Annotated in this window: 22 protein-coding genes and 1 pseudogene; 4 read left to right on the plus strand and 19 right to left on the minus strand. The window is 59.9% G+C overall.

Annotation, left to right across the window (positions count from 1 at the left end):
• The first annotated feature begins 252 nt into the window (after positions 1-252).
• The 3 genes from M0746_RS17665 to M0746_RS17675 all read left to right on the plus strand — a co-directional run bounded on the left by M0746_RS17665 (position 253) and on the right by M0746_RS17675 (position 3512).
• Positions 253-1731 carry a hypothetical protein gene (locus M0746_RS17665; RefSeq protein ID WP_258450072.1) on the plus strand — a complete coding sequence of 493 codons (1479 nt, stop codon included), beginning with the start codon at positions 253-255 and terminating at the stop codon, positions 1729-1731.
• A complete protein-coding gene (locus M0746_RS17670) occupies positions 1728-2567 on the plus strand; it encodes a hypothetical protein (RefSeq protein WP_258450073.1) in 840 nt (279 codons plus the stop codon). Before M0746_RS17665 ends, M0746_RS17670 begins: the two co-directional genes overlap by 4 nt.
• Before the next feature lie 585 nt (positions 2568-3152).
• The gene (locus M0746_RS17675) at positions 3153-3512 is read left to right on the plus strand and encodes a DUF6124 family protein (protein WP_258450074.1); all 360 of its coding nucleotides are present in this window, start codon (positions 3153-3155) and stop codon (positions 3510-3512) included.
• Between the two features lie 189 nt (positions 3513-3701).
• Here M0746_RS17675 and M0746_RS17680 read toward each other — a convergent pair whose 3' ends face one another.
• A complete protein-coding gene (locus M0746_RS17680) occupies positions 3702-3938 on the minus strand; it encodes a hypothetical protein (RefSeq protein WP_208938229.1) in 237 nt (78 codons plus the stop codon).
• Between the two features lie 188 nt (positions 3939-4126).
• On the opposite strand from M0746_RS17680, the pseudogene M0746_RS29545 reads away from it, so the two are divergent.
• Positions 4127-4273: pseudogene (locus M0746_RS29545) on the plus strand (DUF6124 family protein); the annotation flags it as partial.
• A gap of 295 nt (positions 4274-4568) precedes the next feature.
• On the opposite strand, the gene M0746_RS17685 reads toward M0746_RS29545, so the two are convergent.
• From M0746_RS17685 to fliF, 18 genes are all read right to left on the minus strand, one after another.
• On the minus strand, positions 4569-5237 hold the full coding sequence (locus M0746_RS17685; RefSeq protein ID WP_258450075.1) for a hypothetical protein: 669 nt from the start codon (positions 5235-5237) through the stop codon (positions 4569-4571).
• Between the two features lie 114 nt (positions 5238-5351).
• Positions 5352-6491, minus strand: coding sequence for a flagellar biosynthesis protein FlhB (flhB, locus tag M0746_RS17690; RefSeq protein ID WP_258450076.1), 1140 nt, complete (start codon positions 6489-6491; stop codon positions 5352-5354).
• A gap of 3 nt (positions 6492-6494) precedes the next feature.
• Entirely contained in the window at positions 6495-7280 is a 786-nt protein-coding gene (gene fliR / locus M0746_RS17695) for a flagellar biosynthetic protein FliR (RefSeq protein ID WP_090282367.1), read from the minus strand.
• Between the two features lie 3 nt (positions 7281-7283).
• Positions 7284-7553, minus strand: a complete 270-nt coding sequence (gene fliQ, locus M0746_RS17700; protein ID WP_016771067.1) for a flagellar biosynthesis protein FliQ — start codon at positions 7551-7553, stop codon at positions 7284-7286.
• The gene (gene fliP / locus M0746_RS17705; RefSeq protein WP_258450077.1) at positions 7550-8308 is read right to left on the minus strand and encodes a flagellar type III secretion system pore protein FliP; all 759 of its coding nucleotides are present in this window, start codon (positions 8306-8308) and stop codon (positions 7550-7552) included. Before fliP ends, fliQ begins: the two co-directional genes overlap by 4 nt.
• Positions 8308-8760: a flagellar biosynthetic protein FliO gene (gene fliO, locus M0746_RS17710; RefSeq protein WP_258450078.1), complete on the minus strand. Its 453-nt coding sequence runs from the start codon at positions 8758-8760 to the stop codon at positions 8308-8310. The genes fliP and fliO overlap by 1 nt, the downstream gene beginning before the upstream one ends.
• A complete protein-coding gene (fliN, locus tag M0746_RS17715; protein ID WP_016771070.1) occupies positions 8761-9219 on the minus strand; it encodes a flagellar motor switch protein FliN in 459 nt (152 codons plus the stop codon).
• 55 nt (positions 9220-9274) lie between these two features.
• Positions 9275-10243, minus strand: a complete 969-nt coding sequence (fliM, locus tag M0746_RS17720) for a flagellar motor switch protein FliM (RefSeq protein ID WP_003222890.1) — start codon at positions 10241-10243, stop codon at positions 9275-9277.
• Between the two features lie 9 nt (positions 10244-10252).
• Positions 10253-10756: a flagellar basal body-associated protein FliL gene (gene fliL, locus M0746_RS17725; protein WP_090282363.1), complete on the minus strand. Its 504-nt coding sequence runs from the start codon at positions 10754-10756 to the stop codon at positions 10253-10255.
• 487 nt (positions 10757-11243) lie between these two features.
• Positions 11244-12614, minus strand: coding sequence for a flagellar hook-length control protein FliK (locus tag M0746_RS17730; RefSeq protein WP_258450079.1), 1371 nt, complete (start codon positions 12612-12614; stop codon positions 11244-11246).
• A gap of 104 nt (positions 12615-12718) precedes the next feature.
• A complete protein-coding gene (locus M0746_RS17735; protein ID WP_258450080.1) occupies positions 12719-13066 on the minus strand; it encodes an Hpt domain-containing protein in 348 nt (115 codons plus the stop codon).
• Between the two features lie 30 nt (positions 13067-13096).
• The gene (locus tag M0746_RS17740) at positions 13097-14800 is read right to left on the minus strand and encodes an ATP-binding SpoIIE family protein phosphatase (RefSeq protein WP_258450081.1); all 1704 of its coding nucleotides are present in this window, start codon (positions 14798-14800) and stop codon (positions 13097-13099) included.
• A gap of 5 nt (positions 14801-14805) precedes the next feature.
• Positions 14806-15111, minus strand: coding sequence for an STAS domain-containing protein (locus M0746_RS17745; protein ID WP_208938236.1), 306 nt, complete (start codon positions 15109-15111; stop codon positions 14806-14808).
• Between the two features lie 202 nt (positions 15112-15313).
• Positions 15314-15763, minus strand: a complete 450-nt coding sequence (gene fliJ, locus M0746_RS17750; RefSeq protein WP_208938237.1) for a flagellar export protein FliJ — start codon at positions 15761-15763, stop codon at positions 15314-15316.
• Positions 15764-15769: 6 nt separating this feature from the next.
• Positions 15770-17128 carry a flagellar protein export ATPase FliI gene (fliI, locus tag M0746_RS17755; RefSeq protein ID WP_203421218.1) on the minus strand — a complete coding sequence of 453 codons (1359 nt, stop codon included), beginning with the start codon at positions 17126-17128 and terminating at the stop codon, positions 15770-15772.
• Positions 17118-17924, minus strand: a complete 807-nt coding sequence (fliH, locus tag M0746_RS17760; RefSeq protein ID WP_258450082.1) for a flagellar assembly protein FliH — start codon at positions 17922-17924, stop codon at positions 17118-17120. The genes fliI and fliH overlap by 11 nt, the downstream gene beginning before the upstream one ends.
• Before the next feature lie 4 nt (positions 17925-17928).
• Positions 17929-18948: a flagellar motor switch protein FliG gene (gene fliG / locus M0746_RS17765; RefSeq protein WP_016984305.1), complete on the minus strand. Its 1020-nt coding sequence runs from the start codon at positions 18946-18948 to the stop codon at positions 17929-17931.
• Complete coding sequence (fliF, locus tag M0746_RS17770; protein ID WP_208938239.1) at positions 18941-20728, minus strand: flagellar basal-body MS-ring/collar protein FliF; 1788 nt, start codon at positions 20726-20728, stop codon at positions 18941-18943. The genes fliG and fliF overlap by 8 nt, the downstream gene beginning before the upstream one ends.
• Between the last annotated feature and the right edge of the window lie 3 nt (positions 20729-20731).

Consider the following 20731-nt stretch of genomic DNA (forward strand, 5'->3'; position numbering starts at 1 on the left):
ATCAAAGAACCTGCATTTACAAGCCAAACCCGTGGGAGCGAGCTTGCTCGCGAAAGCTGACGACCAGGCAACACATCTTTACGTCACATAAACCCGCCGTCCAATCAACCGCGATGGCGGGCTCATTTTCCACTCTTCAACCCGACCATTCATCCGAAAGCCATCGACACCTGTCAGATCTGACAGGTGCGCAATCCCCCATTAAGCGCTCTGATGACACCTGACCATTTCCGCCGCGCAGGAGCGTTACTCATGGCCACCTCAACCCCACCCGGCAACACCGTTCTCGTACTGAGCCCGCCCCTCGTAAACGGCCAGACGAAGCCCGTAATAGGCGCGGACATCGGTGTGTCCCTGGTGGCTTCTGATCTGGTAAACGATGGTGAAGGCGCTGTTGTGCTCGTCGACCCGCCGCTTTCGGGCACCATGGACCCCGGCGATTTCATGGAACTCTGGCTCGTGGGTGAGTCCGCGGTGCTGGACAGCGAAACCATTGAGGACCCAAACGCTCGCACCACACTCCGCATTCCCAAAGGTCGCCTGCATCCAGACCGGGTCAACAAGCTGTACTACACGATAAGACGCGGCAGCGACAACATCGGCACCTCCGAACCACCGCTCGAAATGCTCTACAACCGCATCCGCCCCGGCCTGAAAGATCGCCTGACCGAGCCCGGCGGACACTCCGAGCTCAAACTGTTGCTGCCGGAAACCATCAAGAACGGTGTCGGCCCCGAGTTCGTCAGCGCCGAAATCTGCGTGGCTTATCCGTACTGCCGGGCTTACGACCTCATCACCCTCAAATGCAACGGCGAATACCTCGACCCCAAGCCCAGGGTGAACCCCAATCAGGCACCACAACCGCCGAATCCCGGCTCAGAAGAGCCGATCACCATCTGCTTCACCATCACCCGCGCCTACCTGGAAAAAGCGCAACGGCTGGATAAAAAATTGCATTTTTCCTTCACGGTCACCGACCAGCTCGGCAACGGCCCGGACACCGATGCCCCGTGGTCGCCGGTGCAAACGGTAGATGAGGATCTGGATGGCGAGCTGTTGCCAATGCCGATCTTGCGAGAAGTGCCGAGCGACTCAAACGACGAACCGGGCATCATCGACCTGGAAAAACTGGCAGGCAAAGCGTTGTCAGTGGTCGTGTTGACGTCCGACGACCGTTTTGTAGTGGGCCACGATGTGATTGCGACTTACACCGCCAAAAACACCGGGCAACCGGCCGACGTGGTGGTGGTCGTCAGAGGCAAGGTCGAACAGGAGTTCGGGCAAAAAATCCCCTGCGTGCTTGAAGTACCCAACGACCGGATTTTCGCTAGCAGTGTCGTCACGGTGACTTACGAACTGCGCAAACCCAACGGCGATCTGGTGGGGACTTCCAGCGCGGCCAACGCTACGGTAACTGACGCGGCCCCGATCAAACTATTACTACCAGCACTAGTGGACGTCGTAGAGCCGATCGATGTACTGGCCTACCCGAACGGCGTGACCGTGCGCATCGAGTTTCCCGAGGCTTTGCCAGGCGACCGTGCGCGACTGGTGGAAGTCAATGCGCCGGCGGGCGAGCCGCAGTTTCCTTTGGAGGATTTCGTCAATCAACAGGTGAACGTGGTGTTGAGCTCTGCGTTTCTGGCGGCTCGGCATGGCAAGGTGATGGAGTTGCGCTGGAATTTGAATCGCAATGGGGGCAGGCCGGGAAATCAGATGCAATCAAGGTGATTTTGCTGAAGATAACGGATGGCGATACGCGGTTGCCCTCGCCGAGAGTTCCACAGGCAGCTGATGATAAAGTCCTGGATTTGAATACATTTGAAGGAAACGCTGACGTTACTGTGCTGCCATGGATAGGCATCAGCACGGACAACATTGTGAACCTGAAACTTCTTGGAAAAGACAATAACAATAGTGACTGCACGATCCAAATATTGACCAGTCACAAAATAACGGAAACGGAAAAAATCTCAGGAATAAAAGAATCACTGACTAGAGAGCAATTGCTAACTCTGAAACACAACACTGTATTCGAAGTAGTCCTTGAGTTATTACCGAACAGCATCACTAACTCACCACCCATCAAATTTACAGCATTAAAGTTAAATCTATTACAAATTCCGTTGATCACAATGGAAAATTTCGAGAACTGGCCTGCTGCACTAATTTCTAGCCCGGGACAATTTATAGAAGGCACATCCATGAAAATTGTTCATTTATCGGGAAGTGGGACAATAGCGATCACAAAAGCCGGTTATGGCAGAGGGGAAAAATCCCTATTCCTTGTAAATAATGGTGCTTCAATTCTAAAATCCTGCCTAGAGCTTAAATACTCTTACTCTCAAATAAGCTTTCTCGTCGCAGAAGTTCAATTCGCCGGCAGCTCGGCTAAAGGATACAACGAAAGAAACGATTTGATTGCAGAAATCCCTTTTCCAATCACCCTCCCACCTTTACGTGTAACACTTATGAAATTCGAAGAAAAAATATCAAAGCTGGAATTTAACATAGTGGGAAATCGTGGGGAGGGCATTGCCGTGGATGAATTCATCTTTAACGTATAGCTAATTCAACAATCATTCTATTTAGGAAAAAAGGGGACAGGACAAGCGAGTAATTGTGGGACAGATTTATTTAACCATTGATTTAAACAGCGGGGCTTGATCGAAAGTTTCTGCTGACCGGGTCGACCCTTTCGCGAGCAAGCTCGCTTCCACACGGAAACGCACTCCAAATGTGAGAGCGAGGTTGCTCGGGAAGGGCCAGTGAAGTCAGCGCAAATCGCCATTTAAACTGAGGTGTTTAAAAGACAACTCCAGACACGCCTCCAAGGCTACAAATCCTTGCGCCTTTGCCTACAGCTACGCCAGAATCCGCCGGCTTGTGCGCCTTGGGGTTGGGCCTTATCGTGGATCGGTCGCTGACGAATCAGTGATCGGGTTTAGCGATCCGATACCCTACAGACGCTCAAATCCCCTGTCTCAATTGCAGCTTTGTCTATCTGCACTTGGCGTCATGGTGGCTGTGCGTGGGAGACCTTCGGGTCTACCCGGGGTTTCTGTGACCCGGATCGCTAACCTGCGTACAGCCGCCACCTTTACTTGTTTAGCGATGAGCCGTGGCGGCCAAATCAACCACGGAGTCTTACCATGATCAAACCAACACCCAACCCACCCGAAATCGACCCCACCTCCCCCTACGAATCCCTCGATTCCAACAAACTCCACGCCGCCGCCGACCGCGCCCTCGATCACTACCTCTGCACACCCGGCTCCACGCCATCTCCGCGTAAGACCCGCCGGATGTACGCCGTCACCGCCGACTTCAAAAACGAGGAACTGCTGGCCGATGCCTGCGAAACCCTCGCCTCAGCCCGAACCATCGCCCATGACTTCGCCCACCTCATACCTGCGTCGCAGCGCAGGACGCTGTTGGGGATCGCGCAACTGATCATGCTCGGCGAGCTGGCGGTGAGTCGGGCGCTGGATAATCTGGAGTTGCCGCAATAGCGCCACCGATGATCGTTCCCACGCTCCTGCGTGGGAATGCAGCCCGGGACGCTCCGCGTCCCTCCAGAGCCGAACGCGGAGCGTCCGTTGAGGCATTCCCACGCAGAGCGTGGGAACGATCAGAAAAAAACGCCACCCCGTTGAACCGGGGCGGCGTTTTTTTATTTCAGCGGCTTTGCGAACGGTTGTTCAATACCGGAGGATTTTCACTTTTCCGTTTTTGCTTTTGGGCAATTGGAACTCGACCTCGCCGCCCACTGTGATATTCGCCTGACGGGCATCTGCCAATGGAATGCTGAACCGGTACTCTTTTGCAGTGAGAAAAAACCCTGTGGCTTCGGCAAAGGATATACATCGGCCCGACGGTTTCGGCGTGATAGTGCCCCTTCCGGTTTTTTCATCGTAACTGCTGAAGATACCTTTCATTGTCGTGCTCCCTTGCACTCGCTCGCCTGATCGCGCCGAGTTCGCGGCGCCACCTTGCATCAAACTGCAAAATAAGCGCGAGCGCACCTGTCAGAGTTGACAGTAAAGGGACGTCTCAGACCAATGGCTGCGCAGTAACCTCCCGATAAGGGAGACCCTAAAAGAGCACGGATTTATCTACCTGGGCACTTGCCGGCGTCAGAACCATCGCCAATGACTTTGCCAATCTCATACTCGCGTCGAAACGCACGACGCTGCTGGGGATTGCGCAACTGGTCATGCCTGGCGAGCTGGGGGTGAGTCGGGCGGTGGATAATCTGGAGTTGCCGCAGTAGCGGGGATTTTTGACAAGCTCTGGTTAAGCGCTGTGGCGGCTGACGTCTTCGCGGGCAAGCCCGCTCCCACAGGGGATTGGTGTCGATCACAAACCTTGTGTCTAGAGGCCGAACCTGTGCGAGCCTGCTCGCGAAAGCTTTTCTGTGCGCAGCAAAGGAGTGCTTCAACGAGCGGTCTACGTTCGCACTTGAAAGGGACGCGGAGCGTCCCGGGCTGCATTCCTTTGCTGCGCGTGGGAACGATCATCGGGGTACATTTTGATCGTCATGGGCGATCCTTGGCGGTTAGCCTGGATCACTTCGCGGTCAGGATCTGCTTCGCCGTGATTTCGCCGAAATCAAGACCGTTGCGATCAAGGTACTGCGTGCCTCGCAAGATCGGCTGGCCTTCGACCTCGACGAAGTCTTCGTCCATGTACATCAGAACGACCTTGGTAACAGGCCCGGTGATATCAGGGATTGTGAGGTCACTTTGCAGCAGGTTCAGCGCCCAGTGAAATTCAATGATCGGCAGATCACCAATTTCGATCACGCCGCTATCATCCAGCAGCTTGAAATCCTTAGTGGCTTTCACGCGTAACGTTTTGCCGACAATTTCGAACGCCGGCTTTCCATGACGGACCTTAAAATCAGGCCCGGTCGCCCATTGATCCATGTAGTAGCGTGGCGACGTGAACAACTGAAACAAGGCGAACTTGTCGCCGATACTTCCAGCCGCATCAAAAAAGTAATTGTAAGAGTAGTGATAAGCCAGCCCATCGAGCTCAGGCCTGATCGCATTGACCGGGTTGTTCAGGTAACCCGGAATATAAACGTTAGCCATTTGCACGAAGTGCGTGAAATCGAGATCCAGATCGAATATCACCGTATAACGGATAGACCCTTCCTTGATGTTCTGTTCCAACATCCCGGAAACAAACTTCAGCGTCATTCCTTCGAGTTTTTTATAGATTCGCTCTGCCATGATCACAATCTCTGGGCACGGGATTATTCCCATGTGCATAGCAACGCGGCCAGAGAACGGCGTCTACTGTCAGAGTTGACAGGTCCAGACGCATTTCAGACAGACGGCGCCCCCTCAGGAATCGCGACGCAAATCCGGCGGAATCGGCAAATCGTCCTTGAGTGGATCCGGCCGCTTGCCCTTGCCCGCGCGGTACTGGCGGATCTGGTAGACGTAAGCCAACACCTGCGCCACCGCCAGATACAGCCCGCCGGGGATCTCCTGATCCAGCTCGGTGGAGTAGTAGATTGAGCGCGCCAGGCCCGGCGATTCGAGGAGCATGACGTTGTTGGCGACGGCGATTTCGCGGATTTTCAGGGCGAGGAAGTCGCTGCCCTTGGCCAGCAGCACCGGTGCGCCGCCCTTCTCCGAGTCGTATTTGAGCGCGACGGCGTAGTGGGTCGGGTTGGTGATGACCACGTCGGCATCGGGGATCGCGGCCATCATGCGGCGCTGGGACATTTCGCGCTGGGTCTGGCGGATGCGCTGTTTGACTTCCGGGCGACCTTCCTGATCCTTGTGCTCGTCACGCACTTCCTGCTTGGTCATGAGCAGTTTCTTGTGCGCTTCCCACAGCTGCACCGGCACGTCGACGGCGGCAATAATGATCAAGCCGCAGGCCAGCCACAGGGTGCTCCAACCGACCAGCAACACGCTGTGAATGATCGCTTGATCCAGCGGCTCATGGGCGATGCGCAACAGGTCGTCGACGTCGGCCGACAGCACCACCAGCGCCACGCCGAGGGTGATCAGAAACTTGGCCAGCGCCTTGAGCAGTTCGACCACGGCCTTGAATGAGAACATTCGTTTCAGGCCGGCGGCGGGGTTCATCCGGCTGAACTTGGGCGCCAGCGAGCCGGCGGCGAACAGCCAGCCGCCGAGGGAGATTGGGCCGACGATGGCCGCGATCAACAAGGTGATCATCACCGGCTGAATCGCCAGCAACGCCATCAGGCCCGACTGCATCAGGAACCGGCCCATGGCGCCCTGATCCATCACCACTTCACGGGACAGGGTGAAGTTCAGGCGCATCAGTTCCATCAATTCCTGCGCGAGCATGCCGCCGAAGATCAGCAGTGCTGCGGCGCCGGCCATCATCACGGCGAGGGTGTTGAGTTCTTTGGAACGGGCAATCTCACCCTTCTCACGGGAGTCCTTCTTGCGTTTCTCCGTGGGGTCTTCTGTTTTGTCCTGACCGCTTTCGCTCTCTGCCATGACTCAGCGCGCCCGTGCCAGTTCGCGTAGCAACTGCAAGGCCTCGCTGGCCAGCGGTTGATACTGGTTGAGAATGTCCGCCAGCCCGACCCAGACAATGAACAGGCCGAGCACCAGGGTCAGGGGAAAACCGATCGAGAAGATGTTCAGTTGCGGCGCGGCGCGGGTCATCACGCCGAAGGCGATGTTGACCACCAGCAGCGCGGTCACCGCCGGCAACACCAGCAACAACGCGGCGCCGAGCACCCAGCCGAGCTTGCCGGCCAGTTCCCAGTAGTGCGCGGTCATCAGACCGCCGCCGACCGGCAGCGTGGTGAAGCTCTCGGTGAGGACTTCGAAGACCACCAGATGGCCGTTCATCGACAGGAACAGCAAGGTCACCAGCATGGTGAAGAACTGCCCGATCACCGCCACCGAAACGCCGTTGGTGGGGTCGATCATCGAGGCGAAGCCCATGCCCATTTGGATCGCGACGATCTGCCCGGCCACGGCAAATGCCTGAAAGAACAGTTGCAGGGAAAAGCCCAATACCGCGCCGACCAGAATCTGCTCGGCAATCAGCAGCAGGCCGCTGAGATCCAGCGGGCTGACGGCCGGCATCGGTGGCAGCGCCGGCGTAATCACCACGGTAATCGCCACGGCAAAATACAGGCGCACGCGACGCGGAATCAGGGTGGTGCCGAAGATTGGCATGACCATCAGCATCGAGGCGACGCGAAACAGCGGCAACATGAACGACGCCACCCAGGTACTGATCTGGGTGTCGGTCAGCTGAAGCAGCGATTGCATGGCTTAGCCGATGACCATCGGAATGTTTTTGTACAGCTGGATGATGTATTCCATGAACGTCTGCACGATCCACGGACCGCCGATGATCAGCGTCACCAGCATCACCAGCAGACGCGGCAGAAAGCTCAAGGTCTGTTCGTTGATCTGCGTCGCGGCCTGGAACATCGACACCAGCAGGCCGACCAGCAGGCTCGGCACCACCAGAATGGCGACCATCATGGTGGTCAGCCACAGCGCTTCACGAAAGATATCGACCGCAACTTCTGGCGTCATGGCGAGACACCTCCAAAACTGCTGGCGAGGGTGCCGATGATCAGTGCCCAGCCATCGACCAGCACGAACAGCATGATCTTGAACGGCAGCGAAATGATCAGCGGCGAGAGCATCATCATACCCATCGCCATCAGCACACTCGCCACGACGAGGTCGATGATCAGGAACGGGATGAAGATCATGAAACCGATCTGGAACGCGGTCTTGAGCTCGGAGGTCACAAACGCCGGCACCAGAATGGTCAGCGGTGCCTGATCCGGGCTGGCGATGTCGGTGCGTTTGGACAGGCGCATGAACAGCTCCAGATCACTGGTGCGGGTCTGGGCGAGCATGAAGTCCTTGATCGGTACCTGGGCCTTTTCCACCGCTTGCTGCGCGGTGAGGGTTTCGGCCAGATACGGCTGCAGCGCGTCCTTGTTCACCCGGTCGAACACCGGGGCCATGATGAACATCGTGAGGAACAGCGCCATGCCGGTGAGGATCTGGTTCGACGGCGTCTGCTGCAGGCCGAGGGCCTGACGCAGGATCGAGAAGACAATGATGATCCGGGTGAAGCTGGTCATCAGAATCACGGCCGCCGGAATAAAACTCAGGGCGGTCATGATCAGCAGGATCTGCAGGCTGACCGAGTATTCCTGCGCGCCGTCGGCGTTGGTGCCTAGGGTGATCGCCGGGATCGACAACGGATCGGCAGCCAATGCCAACGGCGCGGCCAGCATCAGGGCCAGCGTCAAGACGATGCGGAGCGCAGCCATTACTTCGTATCCTTCTGATCCTTGCCGAGAATCTTCAGCAGATGCTGGGCAAATTCCGGTGTGGCTTTTTCGCTGGCGGTGGGCACTTCGACCGGCTCTTTGAGCACGTGCAGCGCGGTGATGCTGCCGGGGCTGAGGCCGAGCAGGATCTGCTCGTTGCCGACCTGCACCAGCATCAAGCGGTCGCGCGGGCCGAGCGCGCGCGAACCGATCAGCTCGATTACCTGGCCCTTGCCCGCCGGACCTGCCTGCTGCACCCGACGCAACAGCCAGGCGAGGAAGAAGATCAGGCCCAGCACCAGCAGCAGGCCGAACACCAGTTGCGTCAATTGCCCGGCCACGCCGCTGTTGACCATCGGCGCGGTGGCGGCAGGCGCAGCAGCGGTTGCGCCCGGCTCGGCGGCCAGCACGCTCAGCGGCAATGCCAGCAAAGCCCAGAGAAACCTTTTCACTCAGCGCAGCTTCTTGATGCGTTCGCTTGGGCTGATCACGTCGGTCAGGCGGATGCCGAACTTCTCGTTGACCACTACCACTTCGCCATGGGCGATCAGGGTGCCGTTGACCAGCACGTCGAGCGGTTCGCCGGCCAGACGATCAAGCTCGATCACCGAACCCTGGTTGAGTTGCAACAGGTTGCGGATGTTGATGTCGGTGCTGCCGACTTCCATCGAGATCGATACCGGGATGTCGAGAATCACGTCCAGGTTCGGGCCGTCGAGGGTCACCGGATCATTGTTTTTCGGCACGCTGCCGAACTCTTCCATCGGCAGGCGATTGGAGCTGGAAGTGCCGGCGTCGGCGGCCAGCAGCGCGTCGATGTCAGCCTGACCGGCGTCACCGGTTTCTTCCAGGGCCGCAGCCCACTCATCGGCCAGTGCCTGATCGTCCTGCGCGTTCATATCGTCGTTCATCATGTGTCCTCGGCGGGCAACAATTCGGTTAAATGCGGGGGTGGTAAGCGTCGCCTCAGCGACGCTCGATCGGCTCGATCACTTGCAACGCGAGGTTGCCTTTGTGCGAGCCCATCTTGACCTTGAAGGCCGGCACGCCGTTGGCGCGCATGATCATGTCTTCTGGCATCTCGACCGGGATCACGTCGCCCGGCTGCATGTGCAGGATGTCGCGCAGCTTCAACTGGCGGCGGGCCACGGTGGCGCCGATCGGCACGTCGACATCGAGCACGTCCTGGCGCAGGGCGTTGACCCAGCGCTCGTCCTGATCGTCGAGGTCGGACTGGAAACCGGCGTCGAGCATTTCACGCACCGGCTCGATCATCGAATACGGCATGGTCACGTGCAGATCGCCGCCACCGCCGTCGAGTTCGATGTGGAAGGTGGAAACCACGATCGCTTCGCTCGGGCCGACGATGTTGGCCATGGCCGGGTTCACTTCCGAGTTGATGTACTCGAAATTGACTTCCATGATCGCCTGCCAGGCTTCTTTCAGATCGACGAAGGCCTGTTCCAGCACCATGCGCACCACGCGCAGTTCGGTCGGGGTGAATTCACGCCCTTCGATCTTCGCGTGACGGCCGTCGCCGCCGAAGAAGTTGTCCACCAGTTTGAACACCAGTTTGGCGTCGAGGATGAACAGCGCGGTGCCGCGCAACGGCTTGATCTTGACCAGGTTGAGGCTGGTCGGTACATACAGCGAGTGTACGTATTCGCCGAACTTCATCACCTGCACGCCACCGACGGCAACGTCCGCCGAGCGGCGCAGCATGTTGAACATGCTGATGCGGGTGTAGCGGGCGAATCGCTCGTTGATCATTTCCAGGGTCGGCATGCGTCCACGGACGATGCGATCCTGGCTGGTCAGGTCGTAGCTTTTGACACTGCCGGGTTCGGCAGCGTTATCGGTCTGTACCAGACCATCGTCGACGCCATGCAACAGCGCGTCGATTTCATCCTGGGACAGCAGATCCTGCACGGCCATGTCGTGTTCCTACTGCAGTACGAAATTAGTGAAAAGCAACTGTTCGATGACCACTTTGCCGAGCTCTTTCTGCGCCACTTCCTGGACGCTGGCGGTGGCCTTCTGGCGCAACATCTCTTGCCCGACCGGAGTCGCCAGCGTGGCGAAGTCCTGACCGGAGAAGAGCATCACCAGGTTGTTGCGGATCACCGGCATGTGCACTTTGAGCGCGTCCAGATCAGCCTGATTGCGCGCCAGCATGGTGATGCTCACCTGCATGTAGCGCTGACGACCGTTCTGGTTGTAGTTGGCAACGAAGGCCGGCGCCATCGGCTCGAAGATCGCTGCCTGCTTGCCGACCGGCGCAGCTTCGGCGGCCTCGGCAGGCTTGCTCTGGGCGCTGTGCATGAAGAACCAGGTCGCCCCTACGGACGCGCCGATAGCCAACAGCAAGGCCAGCACGATCACAATGATCAGCTTGAGTTTGCCTTTGGTTGCCGGGTCTTTTACCGCTGCTGCTTCGCTCTTCGCCATGCCAATAATCCGTCACTAATCGGGGGTTTTACAGTTGCACGGCTAGGCAAGAGCAAGTGTTATGCCAGAAGTGTCGGAGCTGGCGCAGACAACCCGAAAGTCAAAAAGCCACCCTCACCCCAGCCCTCTCCCGGAGGGAGAGGGAGCAGATTGCGTCGGGTTTTGGTTATGCGTAGGCCTGAAAGACCGAGCTTAGGCAAGAGCAAGCGTATGCCAGAAGTGTCGGAGCTGGCGCAGACAGCGCCAAAGTCAAAAGCCACCCACCCCAGCCCTCTCCCGGAGGGAGAGGGAGCAGACTGCGTCGGGTTTTGGTTATGCGTAGGCCTGAAAGACCGAGTCGATAGTGAGTCGGTCGAAATAATCAGAGGCGCACGCCAGATGGATTCAGCGCAAAACGATCAGGGCGGCGCACATCCTGAGCATCCCCCAATCAGTCCCCTCTCCCTCTGGGAGAGGGCTAGGGTGAGGGGCTCTTGATCTGAAGCCATCAGGCGTAATAGTCGACCGCGCTGCTGCCAATCACGCTGGTGGTCTGCGCCGCCACTTCAGTCACGCTGGCCGGCGCCAATTCTTCGTCCACCGAATCGAGGCGGCCGCCCGCTGCGCTGGTGCGCCCGCTCTGGCCCTGCTGCGCCTGCTCCTGGCCTTGCTGGCCCTGCCAGCCGCGGTTCTGGTCGGCGACGTTGACGTCGACCTGGCCCATGCCCTGCTGGTTGAACATGTCGCGCAGACGGTGCATCTGGCTGTCCAGCGCTTCGCGAACGCTTGGGTGCGCACTCATGAATGTCACCTGCGTCTGCTGGTCCGGGACCATGTTCACACGGATGTCCAGACGCCCGAGTTCGGCCGGCTGCAACTGAATGTCCGCCGCTTTCAGGTTGGCGCTCGACAGATACATGACGCGGTTGACCACTTCTTCAGTCCAGCCGCTCTGGTGCATGGCGATCGGCTGGTTCACCGGCACTGCATTGGCGGTCTTCGGCGTGGCGGCCTGAGTCAACGCCGCCAGGCGGTTGGCGAAGTCATCGACGCGGGTGTCGCTGGTCGCTGATGTCAGGTCTTTGAGGCCATCGTCGATCAAACCGCTGAACGCTTTTTCGCCGCCCTGGCTAGTGCTGTCCTTGTCGGCTTGCACGTCGAGCATGCTGGCCATGCCGGCCGCGAAGTTCTGTGCGGCAGTCAGTTCGCCGTCGGCCTGAGCCTGGGCCGGCGAGGCTTTCGGTTGTGCCTGACTGGCGGCGGAAATATGCCCGCCCTGCTCCATGGCCATGCGCACCGCAGGCAATGAATCGAGCGGGTCGGCGGACGGATCGAAATCGCTGGCAGGGGTAGCCGCCGGATCTTTGACCATGCCCGGCAATGCGGCCAGCGCAGGTGACTCGACTTCTGGCTGGGCAGTGGCGACAACGGCCGGCGCCTGCACGACAGGCGCGGCGATCAGCGGTTGCGCAGCGGTAACCAATGCCGGATCCAGCGCAGGATCAACCGGCGTAGTTTCAGCGACCGGCGTCTGTGGGGCGTCCGCACTGACGTCGCTATTGGCGGCCGTGTCATCGCTGGCGGCGGTTTTATCGGCAGGCAAGTCATTGCCGCTATCGGCAACCGCCGGCTGCGCAGCGGCAGACTGATCCTTGCCGATGTCTTTCTTGCCGCTGTTATCGGCGACCTTGTCGCGCGCCGGTTTGGGCGAATTGTCAGCGCTGGCGACGGGCTTGTTCGAGCCCTGATCGGCAAATACTTTGGCGAAGCTGGAGGCTTTATCCCCGGAGTCTGCGGCCATTGCCGGCGTTTTGGCCGAGGCAGCTTGCGCCTTGGCCTGAGCGGCATTCTGAATGAGGATGTTGGGGGTCGCAGGCATGAAACGGTCTCCGCTGCACTGGGATCGTAGGTACAGTTGCGGAGTTATCTGCAAGTGCCGGGCCAGATATCGCCGGCGCCTGGGAAAAGCGCCGGACGGCCGGATCAGTGGGTATGGGCGTGATGCTTTTCGTCTTCGTACACGGGACGCACGTCGGCGAATTCACCGGCGATGCGAGCGACCAGTTGCGCCCGTGCTTCCGGGGTCTGGTCTTTGGCGCTCGACTCCAGATCCTGGCACAACGCGGCGAGGCGTACCGCGCCCATATTGCTGGCGCTGCCCTTGAAGCTATGGGCAACGTCCGACAAGGCCTTGGCGTCCGCTGCATTGCGCAGTTCAACCAGGCGACTTTCGGAATCCGCCAGAAAAGTATCCAGAAGCTCTGGATAGCCCTCCTCCATCACCTCACGCAATACGCTCAGCGCATCGCGATCTACATGTATGTCAGTCACTTGCTCACTCCTTGATCAAGAATGCGCGGATTATGCCTGAATCTTCCAGAAAAACTCCACGCTGGCACTACGACCTTCGTCCGTCCAACGGGCGTTACGCCCCAGTTGCCGGACCAGACCGACACCGCGACCCGACAAACGGAGCCCTTCCAGCGGCCGCTCCATGACCCTGGCCACATCGAAACCCTTGCCGCTGTCCTCGACCCGAATGAGCAGACTGCCACCCGCGCCGCGCGGCTGCACCTGCAGATGCACCCGAACAAAACCGTCCTGCAGCGCTTCCAGGCGTTCATTGCGCTGCTGATAATAAAGCGCAAAGCCCGCTGCATCGCGTTTGAGGCTGGAATCCAGACCAAGCACGCCATGCTCCAGCGCATTGGAATACAACTCGGCCATCACGCTGTACAGCGCGCCACTCTGCGCGCGCAGCCCGTGCACCTCCAGCAAGAGTTGCAACAGATAAGGCAAGGGGTTGAAGCGCTTGAGCGTGGCGCCACGAAATTCGAAACTCACCGACCAGTCCAGCGGGCTCGACTGGCCGCTGTCGGAGTAGACCGGCGCCAGGGTCTGCGCGGGTGCGGATTCAAGCAGGCTGACCTCGACCATGCTGACATCGTCGCGCGCCTCGCCACCGAAATCGCGCAGTGCCTGCTCGATGTCCTCGAACAAGCGATCCGCTTGGCGATTGGCGGCAAACACCTGTTGCAAGCGCTCGACGCCGAACAGCTGTTCATCGGCGTCGCTGGTGTCGATGACCCCGTCCGACAACAGGAACACTCGGTCATCGATGGCCATCGGATGCACATCGGTGCGGTCATCGAAGGTCTCGGCGCTGAGAATGCCCAGTGGCAAATGCGCCGACGGCAACGGTACCCGCTCGCCCGTGGCCATGCGGTGCAGATAACCGTCTGGCATGCCGCCATTCCACACCTCCACCGAACGGCTCTGGAAACTCAAACAGAGCAAAGTGGCGCAGCAGAACATGTCCACCGGCAGGATGCGCTTGAGCTTGGCGTTCATCTCACGCAGGGTTTCGGCCAGGCCGTAGCCTTTGGCGGTCATCCCATAAAACACTTCGGCCAGCGGCATCGCCCCGACGGCGGCCGGCAAGCCGTGGCCCGTGAAGTCACCGAGCATGACGTGCATGTCACCGGCCGGCGTGTACGCCGCCAGCAACAGGTCGCCGTTGAACAGCGCGTAGGGCGATTGCAGATAGCGGATATTAGGCGCATTCAGGCAACCGGAATGCGCGACCTTGTCGAATACTGCTTTGGCGACGCGCTGCTCGTTGAGCAGGTAATCGTGGTGACGGGCGATCAGGTCGCGCTGCTGCAGGACCGTCGCCTGCAAACGGCGCAGGCGATCCATCGCCTTGATTTTGGCGGCGAGGATCACCTGGTTATACGGCTTCGCCAGAAAGTCGTCGCCGCCCGCCTCCAGGCAGCGGACCAACGCTTCACTTTCGGTCAGCGAGGTGAGGAAGATGATCGGCACCAGCGTCTCGCCCGCCAGCGCCTTGATCTGCCGCGCAGCTTCGAAGCCGTCCATCACCGGCATCAGCGCGTCCATCAGGACCAGATCGGGATGTTGCCGCTTGAAGATGTCGACTGCCTCGGCACCGTTCGCCGCCGTCAGCACCTGATGGCCCTGACGACGGACAATGGTCGACAGCAGCAAGCGATCGGCGGCGCTGTCTTCGGCGATCAGCACGGTCAGCGGCTCTTGCGCCTGCATGGCCGTCAACTGATGTCGAACAGTTTGTCGAAGTTGGAGATCGCGAGGATTTTCTTCACGTCGGAGCTGCTGTTGACCACGCGGATATCCGCCTCGTCGCCGCCCGCGTGATCGCGCAACAGGAGCAGCATGCCCAGCGCTGAGCTGTCGAGGTAGGTCGCCTCTTTCAGGTCGACGACGATGGACTCGGGTTTGCTATCGAGCCTTTCATACGACTCGCGAAATTCCTGATGGCGACCGAAATCGAAGCGGCCCTTGACCGAGATCGTGAGCTTTTTCTTGTCTGGAGTGACTTCTGTAACGACTGACATTGACTGGCTTCCTTGTCATTGACGAACCTGTACAAGGTTTAGCACCTGGACAGGGATGGGGCAAGGCGCAACGGTTGATCATGTGTGGGAACAAGTGTGGAAGCGAGCCTGCTCGCGAAAGCGGAGTGTCAGTCAACCATGTCGTCAACTGACAGAATGCTTTCGCGAGCAGGCTCGCTCCTACAGGGGTTCGGCGGTGATTTTAGAAGGCATCACGCCGCGGCAGGCGCTGGGACAATTCATCGAGCAGCTTCTGCTCGCGCTTGTCTTCCAGACGCTGCGCCTCGTCGCGGTAACGCTGCACCAGTTTGCGCAAACCCTCGACCCGAGCGAACGCCTGTTGCCACTCATTGCGCGCCTTCTCGAGGTTGTTCTGGTGCCAGACCAGACTCTGGCGCTGCTGGTCGACGGCGGTGTCGAGTTGCGCCAGAAAGCCCTGAAACCCGAGCAGCCACTGACCGGACACGCCGGTGCTGCCGCGCACGATCCATTGCTGTGAGTAATCCAGACGAAAGGCATTGAGGTCGGCGAGCTTGCTCTCGGCAACGGTCACCTGCCCCTGAAAATAAGCCATGCGTTGCACGGCGGTTTTCTCGGCCTTTTCGGCCATTTCCACCACCGGTGCCAGGCGCGCGGCGCGGCTGACGGCCATGACCGCTTACCCGCCTGCCGCCGGAGCGAACAAGGTCTCGAGGTAAGCCTGGCTTTCGCCCATGGTGATCTTGTCGTTAAGGCCCTGACGCTGATAGCGGACCAGTTGCGGTTGCAGGGAAATCGCCAGATCGGTTTCACGATCGCCGCCAGCGACATAGGCGCCGACGCTGATCAGGTCGCGGCTCTGCTGATAGCGCGACCACAACTGCTTGAAGTATTGCGCACGCTGCATGTGTTCCGGCGAGACCACCGCCGGCATCACCCGGCTGATCGACGCTTCGATATCGATGGCCGGATAGTGCCCTTCTTCGGCCAGGCGCCGGGACAGCACGATGTGCCCGTCGAGCACGCCTCGCGCCGAGTCGGCAATCGGGTCCTGCTGGTCGTCGCCCTCGGACAGCACGGTGTAGAACGCCGTGATCGAGCCGCCGCCCTTCTCCGCGTTACCGGCCCGTTCGACCAGTTTCGGCAGTTTGGCGAACACCGACGGCGGATAACCCTTGGTCGCTGGCGGCTCGCCGATGGCCAGGGCGATTTCCCGCTGGGCCTGGGCGAAGCGGGTCAGCGAGTCCATCAGCAACAGGACGTTCTTGCCCTTGTCGCGGAAATACTCGGCGATGCGCGTGCAGTACATCGCCGCACGCAGACGCATCAATGGCGCATCGTCCGCCGGCGAGGCGACCACCACGGAACGTTTGAGGCCTTCTTCACCCAGGCTGTGCTCGATGAATTCTTTAACTTCACGACCCCGCTCGCCGATCAGGCCGACGACGATAATGTCCGCTTCGGTGAAGCGCGTCATCATGCCCAGCAGCACCGATTTACCAACACCGGTACCGGCAAACAGCCCCAGACGCTGGCCGCGGCCGACCGTCAGCAAACCGTTGATACAGCGAATACCGACGTCCAGCGGCTCGCTGATCGGGTCACGGTTGAGCGGGTTGATGGTCGGGCCGTCCATCGGCACCCAGTCTTCGGCCTTCATGCCGCCCTTGCCGTCCAGCGCGCGGCCGGCGCCGTCAAGCACACGACCGAGCATGCTCATGCCCATCGGCAAACGACCGGTTTCGGCCAGCGGCACCACGCGGGCCCCCGGAGCAATCCCGGCAACACTGCCGACCGGCATCAGAAAGACTTTGCTGCCGGAAAAGCCCATGACCTCCGCTTCGACCTGCGAGGGGTGATAGCTGTCATCGTTGATCACCAGGCAGCGTGTGCCCATGGCCGCGCGCAGGCCTTCGGCTTCGAGCGTGAGGCCGACCATGCGCAGCAGGCGCCCTTCGAGAATCGGCGCGCCGGCCATCTCGGTGGCCTCGGCGTAGGTGCTCAGGCGCTTGGCGAAGCTGGTGCGTTCAAGGCGCATCGGGGTGGTCCGCGAGCGGCTCTTCTGCAGCAGCCGTCGGCTTGATGTCGTCGGGGATGTCCAGGCTCAGGTCGGCCTCGGCCGGATGCAAAGCCTGCTCGTGCAACTGGTCGAACAGCTTGTCCATGACCTGCGCAATGCGGGTTTCAATGCTCGCATCGATGCGGCTGTGTGCGGTTTCAACCCGGCAACCGCCCGGCATCAGCGACTCGTCTTCGACGATGCGCCAGGTTTCTTCGTGGCGCTCGCGCAGGCTCTTGGCCTGTTCGAAATCCTGCGGATTGACGTACAGGCGCACGTTGTCGACGCCCAGCGGCAACAGCTTGAGAGCGTCGCGCATGACGTGTTCGATCTGGCTCGAATCGATCGCCAGCTCGCGCTTGATCACTTGTTTAGTGATGTGCTGGACGAGGTCGACCAGCGATTTTTCAATCTGCGTGTCCTGTTCAGCGATCGGCTCGAACAGGTGGCCCATCAGTTGCTCGAGGCTGGCGAGTTTCGCCGCCAGCGCCACTTCGGCTTCCTGACGCACCTTCAGCGTGGCGCTGTGAAAACCTTCCTTTTCGCCAATGGCGAAGCCCTCGTTGTAAGCCTCCTGACGGATGCTTTCGAGTTCTTCCAGGGTCAGTGGCTGGACTTCTTCCAGCGGCACTTCTTCCATTTCCGGCGGTTCGGGTTCCAGCTCGGGCTCGGGTTCCGGTTTTGGCGGGTCGAAGCTGGGCAGCGCCCAGGATTCGAAACCACGAACATCGCGGGCGCGGATCAGATCCGTCACAGACTCGTCAGGCTTGTCCATGGGCTTAGATCATTTCCTCGCCGCCCTTGCCACCGAGCACGATCTCGCCGGCTTCGGCCATGCGGCGGGCGATGGTGAGGATTTCCTTCTGCGCGGTTTCGACGTCGCTGACGCGCACCGGGCCTTTGGCCTCGAGGTCGTCGCGCAACAGCTCGGCAGCACGCTTGGACATGTTCTTGAAGATCTTTTCCTTGACGCCTTCGTCCGAACCCTTGAGGGCCAGCACCAGCACGTCGGACGAGACTTCGCGCAGCAGCGCCTGAATCCCGCGGTCGTCGACGTCCGCCAGGTTGTTGAACACGAACATGAGGTCTTCGATCTGACCGGACAGGTCTTCGTCGACTTCGCGGATCGAGTCCATGAGCTGGCCTTCGATCGAGCTGTCGAGGAAGTTCATGATGTCGGCCGCGCGCTTGATGCCACCCAGGGTGGTGCGCGAGGCATTCGAGTTGCCGGAGAACTGCTTCTCGAGAATCTGGTTGAGCTCTTTCAATGCCGCCGGCTGCACGGTGTTCAACGACGAGACGCGCAGGATGATGTCCAGACGCACCTTGTGGTCGAAGTTGCCGAGCACTTCACCGGCCTGATCCGGGTCGAGGTACGCGACCACGATCGCCTGGATCTGCGGGTGTTCGTAACGGATGACGTCGGCGACCGCGCGCGGCTCCATCCACTTCAGGCTGTCCAGGCCACTGGTGTTGCCACCGAGCAGGATGCGGTCGATCAGGCCGTTGGCCTTGTCTTCGCCCAGCGCCTGGGTGAGCATTTTGCGCACGTAGTCGTCGGAGCCGACGCCCAGGCTAGTCTGATCGCCGACGATGTCGACGAACTCGCTCATGACTTGCTCGACCTGCTCGCGATGGACGTTGCCCATCTGCGCCATGGCCACGCCGACCCGCTGCACTTCTTTCGGGCCCATGTGACGCAGCACTTGCGCAGCATCGGTCGAACCGAGGGACAGCAGCAGAATCGCGGCTTTGTCGACCTTGGTCAGTTTGAGGGTGGCGGCTCGGTTATCACTCATCTGCGTTAATCCACTCTTTCACGACCTGAGCCACGCGACCCGGGTCTTCAGCTACCAGACTCTTGATTGCATTCAGCTGCGCGTCATAACCCTCGCTCGGGCTCGGCAACAGAATGCTCTGCGGACCACCGAGGCTTACGCGGTCGTTGGCCAGTTCGCCGTCCAGGCCGCCCATGCCACCGAGTTCCACGTCGCTGCCCAGACCGGCCAGCTCCTTGCCTTTGCCACCGCCGGTGATGTTGTTGAGCACCGGACGCAGCACACCAAACACCAGCACCAGGATGAACAACACACCCAGCACTTGTTTGACGATGTCCCAGAACCATGGCTGGGAGTAGAACGGAATATCGGCAATCACTTCGCCGCGCTCGGCAGAGAACGGCATGTTGATCACGCTGACGCTGTCGCCACGGCTGGCGTCGAAACCGACGGCGTCCTGCACCAGACGGGTGAAGCGCGCCAATTCGTCGGCGGTCCACGGTGCCCGAGTGGTTTCGCCGTTGGCCGCGTTGACCTTGACCTGATCGTCGACCACCACCGACACCGACAGGCGATTGAGACGGCCCTGTTGCTGCTTGGTGTGGCTGATCGAACGGTCGAGCTCGAAGTTCTTGGTGGATTGTTGACGTTTGTCCGCCGGGTACGGCGCGAGCATCGGCTGGCCGGTGGCCGGGTCCATGATCTGCTGACCGTTGGCATCGACCAATGGCTGACCTGGCTGGATCATCCCCGCCGGGGCAGCCGCGCCACCGGTGGTTTGCGGTGCCGAGGCGGGCGACGGTGGCTGGTTGCTCAGGGCACCCGGCACACCTTGCGGGCCGTTGCTGGCGGTGCGTTGTTCGTTGACCGACTGCTCGCTGCGCAACGCCGGTTGATCCGGGTTGAACTGCTCGGCGGTCGATTCGACGGCACTGAAATCGATGTCGGCGGAGACTTCAGCCTTGTAGCGATCGTTGCCCAGTACCGGTTGCAGAATGTTGTGCACGCGCTGGGTGAGCATGCTTTCCATGCGGCGGCTGTAATCGAACTGCTTGCCGGCCATGGTCATTTCAGAGTTTTCCGCCTGATCGGAGAGCAGGTTGCCCTTCTGATCGACGACGGTGATCTGCGATTTGCTCAGCTCGGGAACGGAGGTCGCCACCAGATTGATGATCGCTACGACCTGACCCGGCTCCAGCGAACGACCGCTGTACAGCTCGACCAGTACCGAAGCGCTCGGCTTGCGCTCGTCACGGACGAACACCGAACTTTTCGGAATCGCCAGGTGCACACGGGCACCCTTGACGTTGTTCAGGCTGGAGATGGTGCGCGCCAGTTCACCTTCGAGACCGCGACGATATCGGGTCGCTTCCATGAACTGGCTGGTGCCCAGACCCTGTTCCTTGTCGAGGATTTCGAAACCGATATTGCCGTCGCTGGGAGTGACACCAGCGGCCGCGAGTTTCATCCGCGCACGGGACAGATCATCGGCCTTGACCAGCAAGGCGCCGGAATTGGGTTCTACGTTGTAAGGGATGTCAGCGGCGGCCAGGGTTTCCATGACCTGCTTGGCGTCCAGGCCGGCGAGGCTGCCGTACAGTGGACGGTAATCCGGCTGCTGCGACCACAGCACCACGGCAAAGCCAATCGCCACGCTCGCCGCCAGCCCGACCAACAGGCCGACCTGACGCAGCATGGTCATCTCGGAGAGGTTTTCCAGGAAGGACAGGCCGAACAGCGGCGGTTTGCCGTCGATCGGGGTGGCCTTGGCCGGAACGTTATCAGCGACTGCTTCTGCCATGAC

It is taken from the genome of Pseudomonas sp. S11P7, assembly GCF_023195435.1.
GTDB classification, from domain to species: domain Bacteria; phylum Pseudomonadota; class Gammaproteobacteria; order Pseudomonadales; family Pseudomonadaceae; genus Aquipseudomonas; species Aquipseudomonas fluorescens_G.